Genomic DNA, 13,574 nt, shown 5'->3' with positions numbered 1-13,574 from the left:
GATGTGGCGCGCGACGGGCCGCGCGCCACCTGTCTCAAGGTCGGCTCAGCCCCAGCAGAGATCCTTGCCTTCGGAGACGGAGATCGACTCGACCCCATCCGCAGGGGCATCCGTCACCAGCGCCACACCGGTGTCAAAGAAATCCTTGCCCGGTGTCGGCTCGGGCTTCACGCCTTCATCAGCCCAAGTCTTGATGGCCTCAACCCCAAGTGCGGCCATCAGCAGCGGGTACTGCTGCGACGTTGCGCCAATCACGCCGTCCGCCACGTTCTGCACACCCGGGCACCCCCCATCGACCGAAACGATCAGCACCTCTTTCTCACGGCCAATCGCCTTCAGCGCCTCATAGGCTCCGGCGGCGGCAGGCTCGTTGATGGTATGCACCACGTTGATGGTCGGGTCCTTGGCGAGCAGGTTCTCCATCGCCCGGCGGCCGCCCTCTTCATTGCCGTCGGTCACGTCACTGCCGACGATCCGCGCATCCGTCTCATCGCCGATCACTTTCGGGTCCGCCAGATCAATGCCAAAGCCGTCTAGGAACCCCTGATTGCGCAGCACATCCACCGTAGGCTGGCTCACGTTCAGATCCAGCGTTGCGATCTTGGCGCTGTCTGCCGCATCCCCCAACTGGGCCCGTGCCCACTCCCCGATCAGTATACCGGCCTTGTAGTTGTCGGTCGCAAAGGTCGCGTCAGCGGCATCAATCGGCTCCAGCGGCGTGTCGAGCGCAATCACCAGCAACCCCGCATCGCGTGCCTGCGTCACCGCAGAGACAATCGAAGACGTATCCGACGCGGTGATCAAAATGCCCTTGGCGCCATCCAGAATGCAGGTCTCGATGGCCTGCACCTGTGTCTCGTGATCGCCGTCGACTTTGCCTGCGAAGGCTTTGAGCGTCATGCCGAGCTCCGCCGCCTTGGCCTCAGCACCCTCTTTCATCTTAACGAAAAACGGGTTGGTGTCGGTTTTGGTGATCAGGCAGGCCGTGATGTCGTCAGCAGCCGCCACCCCGCTTGTTGCGCCCAAAGCGCTGAAACCCAGTATCGTGCTGGCAAGAAGTTTCTTCATCTTTTCCTCCCAAGGAAACGTTGACTGTCTTGGTCGAGAGGCGCAGCGCCCCTCCTGCCTGCGGAATCTCCCCCTGCAGGTCTCGCTCACGACACATCATTTCAAATCGCCTGTCAATAAATAAATAAACTTGATTTATTAATGAGGACACATCAGAATGCTCATGAAAACAAGGGACATGAGCGGCCTGATGGATGGCGACAAGGTCAAGGGTCTTAGCATCGGCGTGAACCAGCGCGGCGTGCGCAATCATAATGAGCGCCTGCTGCTGTCCATGGTCCTGCGCCATGGGGCCCTGCCGGGAAGTGACCTTGCGCGCATGGCCGGATTGTCTCCTCAAACGGTCTCGGTGATCCTGCGCAAGCTGGAAAATGACGGGTTGCTGGCGCGCGGCGAGCCGCAGCGCGGCAGGGTCGGCAAACCCTCCATCCCGATGGATCTGTCGCCGGAGGGGGTGTTTGCCTTTGGTCTCAAGATCGGGCGGCGCAGTGCCGAGCTGTTGCTGCTGAACTTCAAGGGCCGCGTGATCCGGCAGCTGCATCTGTCTTACGCCTACCCTTCGCCCGAGGTGGTCTTCGGCTTTCTCGAAAACGGGATCGACACGTTGATGCAGGAGCTGTCGACCGCGCAGCAGGAGCGGCTTTGCGGCATCGGCGTCGCCTCCCCCTTCGAGCTGTGGAAATGGCATGACCTCTCCGGTCCGGCAGCGGAGGATTTCAGCTCGTGGCAAGACATCCATTTCGCGGATGAAGTGGCGAAGTTCAGCGCGCTGCCGCTCTTTGTCTGCAACGACGCCACCGCCGCCTGTCGGGCAGAGCATCTTTATGGGCTCGGCAAGGAGTACCGCGACTACGCCTATGTCTACATCGGGTCGTTCATTGGCGGCGGCGTCGTGCTGAACCACACGGTGTTTGAGGGCAATCAGGGCAATGCCGGTGCGCTGGGGTCGCTGCGCAGCACTGGCCCGTTGGGGGAAAGCCGCCAGTTGATTGATGTCGCCTCCCTGCACCTGCTTGAGGCGCGGTTGGTCGAGGTTGGGCTCGACCCGAAACAGCTCTGGCGGCAGCCGCAGGATTGGAGCGCGCTGTCACGCTACGTCGATCCGTGGATCGGCGAGACAGCACAGGAGTTGGCCAAGGCGGCGCTGTCGATTTGTTCCGTGATCGACTTTGAAGCCATCCTGATCGATGGCGCCTTCCCCGCCGCCGTGCGGGTCGAATTGGTAGACCGCGTGCGCCGCTACCTAGTCACCCAAGACACACGCGGGCTGCTCACACCCCGCATCGAGGCGGGCGAAATCGGCTTCAACGCCCGCGCTATCGGCGCCGCCAGCGGGCCGATCTTTTCGCAGTTTTTTCTGAACACAAATGCGGGGCTGTCCTCGGTCTGAGCCTCAGATCGCCTGTGTCATGATCTCGACCAGCGCGTCGGACGACAGCACGCAAGGGTTGGCCTTCATAGAGGACGCGCCTGCGGCCTCTTCGGCAATGGCGAGGAGGTCAGTCTCCGGCGTCAGCCACTGCGTCAGACGCGGCACCTGCCATTCGTCCAGCAGAGCGGGCAGTTGATGTGCAACAGCGTCCGGCGCAATGCCAAACCCGCCGCCCAACCACGCGGCGACCTCGTGAAAGCGGGTGAGATCCGCGCCGTCCCGGTCAAGGGCTGCCGCATTGGCCACCAACACCGGGCCCAACAGCCGCCCGCAGATCAGCCCATGCGGCGCGCCGGTGCGCCCGCCCAGAACACCTGCCAGCCCATGCACGGCCCCAAGCCCGGCATTGGCCAGCGCCAGCCCGCCCACGAGGCTGACAAAGGCCATATCGTCGCGTGCCCCCGCATCTTCGCCTTTGGCCAGCCGCGCCAAGGCCCGCGCGCCCTTCGGGATCGCCGCGCGGCAGAGCGCATCAGTCAGCGGGTTCGCCCGGCAGGAGAGATATGGCTCAATCACCTGCGTCAACGCGTCGAGGCCCGAGGCCAGCGTCTGCGCGCGCGGCGCGTGATCGGTCAGTGCCGGGTCGACAATCGCGAGATCGGGTAGCATCCGGTCATCGCGCAGGCTGACCTTGCGACGTGCCTCGGGCACCGCGATGACGGCGTTCTTGGTCACCTCCGCGCCGGTCCCGGACGTGCTGGGCACTGCGATGAAAGGCAACGGCTTGGACTTCAGTGGCTGCGCCTGTCCGACACCTTCCAGATGATCCATCACGTCCGTATCGCCGGGCAGCAGCGCCGCCGTAGCCTTACCCAGATCGATGACCGACCCGCCGCCGATGGCAACGACGACCTCACCCCCCATGGTGCGCCCGGCGTTCACTGCTGCGCGCACCATGGCGACGGTTGGCTCTCCCGTGCAGAGCACAGCCTCAACCTTCGCGCCCTCTGCCGTCAGCTCCTTGATTACCTGATCGACCCAAGGCCCCGAGCGGCCCCGCACCAGCAGCACCTTGCGGCCCATCCTCAGGGTCTCGGCACAGAGATGCGCCGCCTGACCTCGCCCGAAGAGAATGCGCCCGGCGGTCAGGAAACTGAAATCAGGCAGGCTCAAAAGCGCAGCGTCGCGTCAACCGCGCGCTTCCACGCGGCGTATTTGACGTCCCGATCAGCCGTTTCCATCTGCGGCGTGAACTGCCGCTCCAGCGCCCAGCTTTGTGAAAAGCCTTCGCGGTCTGGGTAGAGACCCGCGCGTTGCCCAGCCAACCATGCAGCCCCCAGAGCCGTGGTTTCCAGCACCTCGGGCCGGTCCACCGGCGCCCCGATGATGTCAGACAGGAACTGCATCGCCCAGTCGGAGGCGGACATGCCGCCATCGACCCGCAGCGTAGCCCCTGCCCCCTCTCCTTGCCAATCGGCCTGCATGGCCTCCAGCAGATCGCGGGTCTGATAGCCCACGCTCTCCAGCGCGGCCTTGGCGTATTCCTCCGGCCCGGACCCACGTGTGAGCCCAAAGACCGCGCCGCGACACTCTGCATTCCAGTATGGCGCGCCGAGGCCCACAAAGGCGGGCACCAGCACCACATTCTGATTTGGGTCGGCCTTTTCGGCCAGCGGCTGCGTCTCCGCTGCCTCGCGGATGATCTTGAGCCCGTCGCGCAGCCATTGCACTACGGCGCCCGCCACAAAAATCGAGCCTTCAAGCGCATAGGTGGGCTTGCCATCGAATTGATAGGCGATGGTGGTCAGCAGCCGGTTCTGCGACGTCACAGCCGTCTCGCCCGTATTCAGCAGCGCGAAACATCCAGTGCCGTATGTGGATTTCAGCATGCCCGGCTCAAAACAAGCCTGCCCGATGGTCGCTGCCTGCTGGTCCCCCGCGACGCCAAGGATGGGCACTTCGCGCCCAAAGAGGTCAGCCCGCGTCATGCCGAAATCGGCCGCGCAATCCTTGACCTCGGGCAGCATCTCCATGGGGATATCGAACAGGTCACAGATCGACCGGCTCCAGCGCCCGTTGTGAATATCGTAGAGCATCGTGCGCGCGGCGTTCGTCGCGTCGGTGACATGCGAGGCCCCACCCGTCAGCTTCCAGATCAGATAGCTGTCGACCGTGCCGAACAGCAACTCGCCCGCCCGGGCGCGGTCCCGAGCGCCATCGACGTGATCGAGAATCCACTTGAGTTTCGTACTTGAGAAATAAGGGTCAGCCAACAGCCCCGTCTTCTCGGTGATCATCTTGTGATGACCCGCCTCACGCAATTCGCGGCAATAGTCCGCCGTGCGTCGGTCCTGCCAGACGATTGCGTTGTGAATGGGTTTGCCGGTGGCTTTCTCCCAGAGTACAACGGTTTCGCGCTGGTTGGTGATGCCGATGGCGGCGATGTCATCCGGGCCAAGACCCGCCTTCTCAATCGCCGCGCGGCAGGTGCCTGCCGTCGTCGACCACAGATCGCCCGGGTCATGCTCCACCCAGCCACTGTTGGGGAAATGCTGCTGGAATTCCTCTTGCGCGCTGGCGACGATCTTCATGCCCCCATCAAACACGATGGCGCGGGAGGATGTGGTCCCCTGATCAATGGCAAGAATATGGGTCATGGCTTTGCTTTCTTCGTCCGTCATCCTCGGGCTCGACCCGAGGATCTTTGTGGCCGGAGGTCCTCGGGTCGAGCCCGAGGATGACGGCGGGATTTGAAGCAGGCCGGGGCGCTGCCGCCCCGGCCAAAAGTCAAAGGCTTACTGCCAGGACTTGATCAGCTCGTCATAGCTGACGGTCTTGGGCTCTTCGTCCTCGTTCTCCAGTTTCGGGAACGGGGCGCCAGGTTGCGCGAACCAATGCTCTGCGCCCAGCTCCTCGTTCATCACCGGGCCAAGATCACCCTGCACACCGGCACGTTCCAGACGCTCAAGCACACGCTCCTGATCTGCACAAAGCGCATCCAGTGCTTCCTGAGGTGTCTTTGCACCGGACATCGCATCGCCGATGTTCTGCCACCACAGCTGCGCCAGCTTCGGATAGTCCGGCACGTTGGTGCCTGTGGGCGACCACGCGACCCGCGCGGGCGAGCGGTAGAACTCGACTAGGCCGCCCAGCTTGTCCGCACGATCAGTGAAGTGATCGCTGTCGATGGTGCTCTCACGGATGAAGGTTAGACCGACGTCAGACTTTTTCAGGTCCACCGTCTTGGAGACCACGAACTGCGCGTAGAGCCAGGCTGCCTTGGCGCGATCCACCGGCGTGCTTTCCATCAGCGTCCAGGAACCAGCGTCCTGATAACCGATCTTCTGGCCTTCTTTCCAGTAGACACCATGCGGGCTGGGCGCCATGCGCCACTTGGGCGTGCCGTCCTCGTTCATCACCGGCAGGTCAGGCTCAACTGTGGCGGCGGTGAAGGCGGTGTACCAGAACATCTGCTGTGCGACATTGCCTTGCGCCGGGATCGGACCCGCCTCTGAGAAGGTCATGCCAGCAGCCGCGGGCGGCGAGTACTTCTGCAGCCATTCGATGGCCTTGGTCACCGCATAGACAGCCGCCGGTGAATTGGTCGCGCCACCGCGCGCCACGCAGGAGCCTGTGGGCTGCGAGTTCTCGTTCACACGAATGCCCCACTCATCGACCGGCAGACCGTTTGGCTCACCCACGTCGCCCATGCCAGCCATGGACATCCACGCGTCAGTGTAGCGCCAACCCAGCGACGGGTCTTTCTTGCCGTAGTCCATGTTGCCAAAGACTTCGCCTTCGACACCCATGTGGCTCAGGTCGCGGCCCGTGAAGAACTCCGCGATGTCCTCATAAGCAGACCAGTTGACCGGAACACCCAGCTCATAGCCATAGGCCTCTTGGAAGTCAGCCTTGTTCTTCTCGTCGTTGAACCAGTCGTAGCGGAACCAGTAGAGGTTCGCGAACTGCTGGCTGGGCAACTGGTAGAGCTTGCCATCGGGGCCGGTGGTGAAGCTGGTGCCGATGAAATCCTCCACATCAAGCGTCGGCAGAGTCACATCGGCACCCTCACCCGCCATCCAGTCGGTCAGGTTGCGCACCTGCTGATAGCGCCAGTGCGTGCCGATCAGGTCGGAGTCGTTGATGTAGGCGTCATAGATATTCTCGCCCGACTGCATCTGCGTTTGCAGCTTCTCGACCACGTCGCCTTCGCCGATCAGGTCATGCGTGACTTGAATGCCGGTGATCGCAGTGAAGGCCGGGGCCAGCACCTGAGATTCGTACTCATGCGTGGTGATCGTCTCGGAGACCACCTTGATCTCCATGCCCTGGAACGGCTGGGCCGCATCGACGAAGAACTGCATCTCCGCTTCCTGCTCTTCCCGGCTCAGCACCGAGAGGCCGCCGATCTCATTGTCGAGAAACTGCATGGCGGCGTCCATATCCGCCCAGGCCGGCACCGTCAGAAGCGAGGTGATCAACGCTCCCACGGCTGTGGTTGATTTCAAAGAAAAGTTCATGTGTGTCCTCCCAAGACGTTATTGAACTGTTTTTGAGGATCGCCCGGCGCGCGGACGACCCGGTCTTCCTGAAGCTACACCCAGCGGAACACCGCTGCGGCATAGACAAGGCACGCGAGCAGCGCATAGGGCTGCGGTGCGACCTCCAGACCCAGCCAGATCAGATTGATGAAGGCTGAGCCCAACAGCGTGATGAACAGACGATCACCCCGCGTTGTTTCGATACGGAGAATACCCACGCGGGGGGTCTCCGGGTATTTGATGGCGAGGATCGTGAAGATGATCAACAGCGATGCGATCACGCCAAAGAAGATTGCGGTGGGTAGGGTCCATGCCATCCAGGCCATTACGGTTTCGCCTCCTGTGCTTGAGTGGTTTCGCACAGTGCGAATACACCTTTGATCCAATAGTTATCATCGTTGAAGAAGCTCCCGGCATTTGCCCGTTGAAGAACCCCCGATCCTAACACGCCTAACTCATCATTGTGCTGGCTATTTACACCGACGACTACAGAGCCTGCAGGTACCGTATGCTCGGGGCAATTGGTTTTTCCGGGAACACTATGTTCACGTGTCAAAAGGAAAACGCCCTCTTCAGGTGAAAAATTTGCGGGCTCATTGTGCAAAATGTGGAAGATGCTGCCACAAAAAATTAGAATTACGACTAAAAAACAGAGCGCTGGAAAATTTAGTTCTCCATCTTTCGGTGGAGGGAACCACGCTCCGCCTTCTGATTTAATGGGTGCGCCTCGCACAAAAGCCTGCAAGTACACAACAACGGCCGATAGAGCTAACCCTATACCCAGCAGTTCAATTGGCATCTCAAAAATTGACATTTTACACCCTCCCCAGGGCGAAGCCCTTGGCGATGTAGTTGCGCACGAAGTAGATCACCAAGGCGCCCGGAACGATGGTCAACACACCGGCGGCGGCCAGCACACCCCAGTCGATGCCCGCCGCGCCTTGAGTCCGGGTCATGATCGCGGCGATGGGTTTGGCGTCCACAGTTGTCAGCGTCCGGCTCAGCAGCAGTTCCACCCAGGAGAACATGAAGCAGAAGAAGGCTGCCACGCCGATGCCAGAGGAGATCAACGGCATGAAAATCTTCACGAAGAACTTGCCGAAGGAATAGCCGTCCAGATAGGCCGTCTCGTCAATCTCCTTGGGCACACCGCGCATGAAGCCTTCCAAGATCCAGACCGCGAGGGGCACGTTGAAAAGGCAATGCGCCAGTGCGACGGCGATATGCGTGTCGAAAAGACCTACCGAGGAGTAAAGCTGGAAGAATGGCAGCGCAAAAACCGCAGGCGGCGCCATCCGGTTGGTCAGCAGCCAGAAGAACAGGTGCTTGTCGCCCATGAAGCTATAGCGGCTGAACGCATAGGCCGCAGGCAGCGCCACCGCGAGGCTGATCGCCGTGTTCATCACCACATAGATCAGCGAGTTGATATAGCCGATGTACCAGCTCTCATCCGTGAAGATCTTGACGTAGTTCTGGAACGTCAGGTTTTGCGGCCAGAGCGAAAATGAACTCACAATCTCGGTGTTCGTCTTCAGGCTCATGTTCAGCAGCCAGTAGATCGGCAGCATCAGGAACAGCAGGTAAAGCCCCATGACAATGGCCGAGCGGTTCACGCGCGGGGCGCGGCGGCGGGCCACGCTGGCCTCACCTTGGCTCAAAGCTGCGGGGGCTTGCACAGTGGTCTCGGACATCACACGCCGTCCCTTTTGTCGAGGTTGGTCATGACTGTGTAGAACACCCAGGAGATCAGCAGGATCACAAGGAAGTACATGATCGAGAAGGCCGCCGCCGGTCCGAGGTCAAACTGCCCCAGCGCCATCTTCACAAGGTCAATCGACAGGAAGGTGGTCGCAGATCCCGGTCCGCCGCCGGTCACAACAAATGGCTCGGTGTAGATCATGAAACTGTCCATGAAGCGCAGCAGGATCGCGATCATCAGCACGCCCGCCATCTTCGGCAACTCGATATAGCGGAACACAGCCCAGCGGCTCGCCTGATCGATCTTGGCCGCCTGATAATAGGCGTTGGGGATCGACTGCAGCCCAGCATAGGCCAGGAGCGCCACCAGCGAGGTCCAGTGCCAGACGTCCATGACGATCACGGTGACCCAAGCGGCAAAAACGTCCTGCGTGTAGTTATAATCGATGCCGAGTTTGTTCAGCGTGTAGCCCAGAAGGCCAATGTCCACGCGGCCAAAGATCTGCCAGATGGTGCCCACCACATTCCACGGAATCAGCAGCGGCAGCGACATCACCACAAGGCAGAAAGACGCCCAGAAGCCGCTCTTCGGCATGTTCAGCGCGATGTAGATTCCCAGCGGAATCTCAATCGCCAGAATGATGCCCGAGAAGGTCAGCTGCCGCCAGAGCGCGCCCCACATGCGGTCGTCCTGCAGCATCTCGCGGAACCAGAGGAGTTTGTCATCAAGTGGGAAGAACTGACCTCCAAAGGTGTCCTGCACAGAATAGTTCACCACCGTCATCAGCGGGATCACCGCCGAGAAGGCCACCAGTACCAGCACCGGCAGAACGAGGAACCACGCCTTTTGATTGACTGTCTTGTTCATCAGGCGGCCTCCCCCTCTGCTGCCACGCGCCAGTCGTCTGCGTAGACGTTGATGCCCTTGGGATCGAAGGTGATGCCGTTGGTGTCGGTCGAGACCGCGTCATCTTCACCAGCAATGGCGCTGACCTCGCGGCCGGCCACATCCAGCCGCACGATCTTGTGCCGCCCCACGTCCTCAACCCGGCGCACGCTGGCGGGCACACCGGTGCCATCCGATGTCAGGCGGATGAACTCGGGCCGCACGCCGACCTGTAGCTTGCCGCCTTTGGGTGTGTAGCCCGCACCAAGTGCGACCTCGGTGCCTGCGATCTGAGCCGTGGCCCCGTCAATCTGCGCGTCAAAGACGTTCATGCCCGGCGAGCCGATGAAGTAGCCCACAAAGGTATGCGCGGGGCGCTCGAAGAGCTCCTGCGGCGTGCCGATCTGCACCACGCGCCCGTCATACATCACCACAACCTTGTCGGCGAAGGTCAGCGCTTCGGTCTGGTCGTGGGTCACATAGATCATCGTGTGACCAAACTCGTGGTGCAGCGATTTGAGTTGCGTGCGCAGCTCCCACTTCATATGCGGGTCGATCACCGTGAGCGGCTCGTCAAAGAGCAGCGCGTTTACGTCCTCGCGCACCATACCGCGCCCGAGAGAAATCTTCTGCTTGGCATCCGCCGTGAGCCCGCGCGCCTTGCGGTCGAGCTCCGCCTCCATGCCGATCATCTTTCCGATCTGCTGCACGCGGCTGGCGATGTAACTCGCATCCGCCCCGCGATTGCGCAGCGGGAAGGCCAGATTGTCGCGCACGGTCATCGTGTCGTAGACCACCGGGAACTGGAACACCTGCGCGATGTTGCGCTCCGCCGTGGGGGCATGCGTGACGTCCTGATCGTCGAAGAGAATGCGCCCCTGGCTGGGATGCAGCAGCCCCGAAATGATGTTGAGCAGCGTGGATTTGCCGCAACCCGACGCGCCCAAAAGCGCATAGGCCTCGCCATCCACCCAGTCGTGGTTCAACTCTTTCAAAGCAAAATCATCTTCGGATTTCGGCGTGGGAAAGTAGGAATGTGCCAGATTGTCAAGCGTGATCTTGGCCATTATGCCGCCTCTGCGTAGGGGGCCGCGGCGACCAGTGCGCCGTCCTGACCAAAGAGATACACATGCGCCGGGTCGAGAAAGACCTCCAACTCCTGCCCCGGCGTCAAGCTCTGGATGCCGTGCACAAGGCCGACCCAGCGCTCGCCGTGATGATCGAGGTGCACAAAGGTCTCGGACCCGGTGATTTCGGTCACCGTCAACTGCGTCTTGAAGGACATCACACCTGCCACATGCGGGCTGAGTTCGAGATGGTTGGGCCGGAAACCGGCGGTATAGGTGCCATCAGGCAGTGCTTCGGCCCCGGGCATCGTCGGCATCGACTGGCCATCGCCAAAAGACAGCATCCCGGCCTCTTTGCGTATCTGGAGAAAGTTCATAGGCGGATCAGAGAAAACACGCGCAGTCGTGGCATTCACCGGCTTGCGATAGACCGATGGCGTCGGCCCGAACTGCGTCACCTTGCCTTCCCAGAGCGCCGCCGTGTTGCCGCCCAAGAGCAGCGCCTCTTCCGGCTCGGTTGTGGCATAGACAAAGATCGCACCGGATTCCTCGAAGATGCGCGGGATCTCGGCCCGCAGCTCTTCACGCAACTTGTAGTCCAGATTGGCCAGCGGCTCATCCAGCAGCACCAGACCCGCGTTCTTGACCAAAGCGCGGGCCAGAGCACAGCGCTGCTGCTGCCCACCGGACAGCTCCAGCGGCTTGCGGTCGAGCATGGGCGTCAGCTTCATCAGCTCAGCCGTCTCGCGCACCCGCGCATCAATCTCGGCGCGCGACTGTCCAAGTAGGCGCATGGGCGAGGCAATGTTGTCATAGACGGTCATCGACGGGTAGTTGATGAACTGCTGGTAGACCATGGCGACCTTGCGGTCTTGCACCCGCATGCCGGTGACGTCTTCGCCGTTCCAGATCACGCGGCCCGTCGCAGGCACATCCAGCCCCGCCATCAGCCGCATTAGCGAGGTCTTACCCGAGAGCGTCGGCCCCAGCAGTACGTTCATCGTGCCCTTCTGCAACTCGATGTCCGTTGGGTAGATGTGCGTCATCCCACCCACGGTCTTGGAAACCCCCTCCAGGATCAAACTCATGCCCGTCCCCCTTTTATTCTGCAGCCTTGGCCAGCTGGTCCACCGGTGTGGACCGCAGGAACCCCTCCAGCGCCGCGACCTCGTCTTTGTTCATCCGCAGACCCAGCTTGTTCCGCCGCCAGATGATATCTTCAGCCGTACACGCGTATTCATTCCGGCAAAGCCAGAGCACTTCGCGTTCGGTCAGTGTGGCCCCGAACGACTGGCCCAGAGCGGCCTCGTCCTTGGCATCGCCCAGCACCTCCCAGGCCTCGGTGCCATAGGCGCGCACAAGACGCCGCGCCCAGAAAGGAGACAGGAACGTAAACTCCTGCGCCAATCGCGTGACCAGGGCTTCAAACCCGTCAACGGCGAAATCGCCCCCCGGCAAGGCCACACCCGCTGTCCAATGGCCGGAGGTGCCCGGAAAGAAGGGCACAATCTTCTCCATCGAATCTTCGGCGAGCTTGCGATAGGTGGTGATCTTGCCGCCAAAGACATTCAGGATCGGCGCGCCACCGGCATCATCCACCTTGAGCGTGTAGTCTCGCGTGGCCGCAGTCGCGCTGCTGGCCCCATCGTCATAGAGCGGGCGCACCCCGGAATAGCTCCACACCACATCGTCCGCGGTGATGTCCTCCTTAAGATATTGGTTGATGAAGGCGATCAGATAGTCGCGCTCGTCATCGGTGCATTCGGGCTTGGCCTCCGGCTCGCCGTGCTCGGCATCCGTGGTGCCGATCAGCGTGAAATCCGTCTCATAAGGAATGGCAAAAATGATGCGCCCGTCGGTGCCCTGGAAGAAATAGCACTTGTCGTGATCGTAGAGCTTGCGCGTTACGATATGGCTGCCGCGCACCAGCCGCACGCCTTCGGTGGAATTGATCCGCACCTTCTGCTGGATGATGTCACCGACCCAGGGTCCGCCTGCGTTCACCAGCATCTTGGCACGCAAGGTGGACGTCTCGCCCGTAGCGCCATCCTCCAGCGTGACCTCCCAGAGGTCATCCACGCGCGCCGCACTGACCACCTTGGTACGCACCATGATATCGGCTCCGCGCGCTTCGGCGTCCCGGGCGTTCAGGATTACCAGACGGGAATCTTCGATCCAGCAGTCGGAGTATTCGAAAGCCTTTTCAAAGCGATCCTCGATGGGCGCGCCTTCGGGCCGCCCTTTCAAACGCAGGGTCTGCGTGCCGGGCAGGATCTTACGCCCGCCGAGATTGTCATAGAGGAACAAGCCAAAGCGAATAAGCCAGGCAGGGCGCCGCCCCTTCATCCAAGGCATGACCGTGTTCAGGATGCGCGACGTCGGTGTCGAGCCCTCAAACCGCATATCCTTGTGATAGGGCAGAACGAACCGCATCGGCCAGCTGATATGCGGCATCGCGGTCAGCAGCACCTCCCGCTCGGCCAGGGCGTGGCGCACAAGGTTTATCTCGAAATACTCCAGATACCGCAACCCGCCGTGGAAGAGCTTGGTCGATGCCGACGACGTCGCCGAGGCCAGATCGTTCATCTCCGCCAGGGCCACGCTCAGGCCACGTCCCGCCGCGTCCCGCGCGATCCCACAGCCGTTGATGCCACCACCAACGATAAAGAGATCATATGTCTTGGATTGGTTTTCCAGCGACGACACAAGACCCCCCTTCTTGCTCAGCGTGCGTTGCGGGAAGGCGTAACGCACCTAGTTCAACGGATCAAGCGGATTTTTTCGTTTATGTTCGCTTTTGGGAAAACGAAGATTGAGCGAACATCTGTCTGGATGATGGAACCTGTCCCGCATGCTCCAACAGCTCTTCGGAACAGGTCTCTCATCCATGAACACATCCCGGTGAACAATTCCAGAAAGTCAGAGGAAAACTATAGAATTAC

12 protein-coding genes are annotated in these 13,574 nt (G+C 61.2%); 1 reads left to right on the top strand and 11 read right to left on the bottom strand.

What is annotated here, in order from left to right:
- Positions 1-45 precede the first annotated feature (45 nt).
- Complete coding sequence (locus So717_RS07845; RefSeq protein WP_159975782.1) at positions 46-1,068, bottom strand: sugar ABC transporter substrate-binding protein; 1,023 nt, start codon at positions 1,066-1,068, stop codon at positions 46-48.
- 190 nt (positions 1,069-1,258) lie between these two features.
- On the opposite strand from So717_RS07845, the gene So717_RS07840 reads away from it, so the two are divergent.
- Positions 1,259-2,458: an ROK family transcriptional regulator gene (locus So717_RS07840; protein WP_159977082.1), complete on the top strand. Its 1,200-nt coding sequence runs from the start codon at positions 1,259-1,261 to the stop codon at positions 2,456-2,458.
- A 3-nt stretch (positions 2,459-2,461) separates the two neighbouring features.
- On the opposite strand, the gene So717_RS07835 is transcribed toward So717_RS07840, so the two are convergent.
- From So717_RS07835 to glpD, 10 genes are all read right to left on the bottom strand, one after another.
- Positions 2,462-3,607 (bottom strand): iron-containing alcohol dehydrogenase, encoded by a 1,146-nt coding sequence (locus So717_RS07835; protein ID WP_438810651.1) that lies wholly within the window; start codon positions 3,605-3,607, stop codon positions 2,462-2,464.
- Positions 3,608-3,609: 2 nt separating this feature from the next.
- Positions 3,610-5,097 (bottom strand): glycerol kinase GlpK, encoded by a 1,488-nt coding sequence (gene glpK / locus So717_RS07830; RefSeq protein WP_159975778.1) that lies wholly within the window; start codon positions 5,095-5,097, stop codon positions 3,610-3,612.
- 138 nt (positions 5,098-5,235) lie between these two features.
- Entirely contained in the window at positions 5,236-6,960 is a 1,725-nt protein-coding gene (locus So717_RS07825; RefSeq protein ID WP_159975776.1) for an ABC transporter substrate-binding protein, read from the bottom strand.
- Positions 6,961-7,034: 74 nt separating this feature from the next.
- A complete protein-coding gene (locus tag So717_RS07820; RefSeq protein WP_159975774.1) occupies positions 7,035-7,307 on the bottom strand; it encodes a DUF2160 domain-containing protein in 273 nt (90 codons plus the stop codon).
- Positions 7,307-7,795, bottom strand: coding sequence for a hypothetical protein (locus So717_RS07815; RefSeq protein WP_159975772.1), 489 nt, complete (start codon positions 7,793-7,795; stop codon positions 7,307-7,309). Before So717_RS07815 ends, So717_RS07820 begins: the two co-directional genes overlap by 1 nt.
- Before the next feature lies 1 nt (position 7,796).
- The gene (locus So717_RS07810; protein WP_159975770.1) at positions 7,797-8,672 is read right to left on the bottom strand and encodes a carbohydrate ABC transporter permease; all 876 of its coding nucleotides are present in this window, start codon (positions 8,670-8,672) and stop codon (positions 7,797-7,799) included.
- A complete protein-coding gene (locus So717_RS07805; RefSeq protein WP_159975768.1) occupies positions 8,672-9,547 on the bottom strand; it encodes a carbohydrate ABC transporter permease in 876 nt (291 codons plus the stop codon). Before So717_RS07805 ends, So717_RS07810 begins: the two co-directional genes overlap by 1 nt.
- The gene (locus tag So717_RS07800) at positions 9,547-10,632 is read right to left on the bottom strand and encodes an ABC transporter ATP-binding protein (protein WP_159975766.1); all 1,086 of its coding nucleotides are present in this window, start codon (positions 10,630-10,632) and stop codon (positions 9,547-9,549) included. The genes So717_RS07805 and So717_RS07800 overlap by 1 nt, the downstream gene beginning before the upstream one ends.
- The gene (locus tag So717_RS07795) at positions 10,632-11,720 is read right to left on the bottom strand and encodes an ABC transporter ATP-binding protein (RefSeq protein WP_159975764.1); all 1,089 of its coding nucleotides are present in this window, start codon (positions 11,718-11,720) and stop codon (positions 10,632-10,634) included. Before So717_RS07795 ends, So717_RS07800 begins: the two co-directional genes overlap by 1 nt.
- A 13-nt stretch (positions 11,721-11,733) precedes the next feature.
- Positions 11,734-13,329, bottom strand: a complete 1,596-nt coding sequence (gene glpD, locus So717_RS07790; RefSeq protein ID WP_159977080.1) for a glycerol-3-phosphate dehydrogenase — start codon at positions 13,327-13,329, stop codon at positions 11,734-11,736.
- Positions 13,330-13,574: the final 245 nt, after the last annotated feature.

The sequence above is a fragment of the Roseobacter cerasinus genome, assembly GCF_009811755.1.
Taxonomy (GTDB): domain Bacteria; phylum Pseudomonadota; class Alphaproteobacteria; order Rhodobacterales; family Rhodobacteraceae; genus Roseobacter; species Roseobacter cerasinus.
The sequence above is the reverse complement of the archived record's forward strand: the minus strand, read 5'-3'. Positions and strand labels throughout refer to the sequence as shown.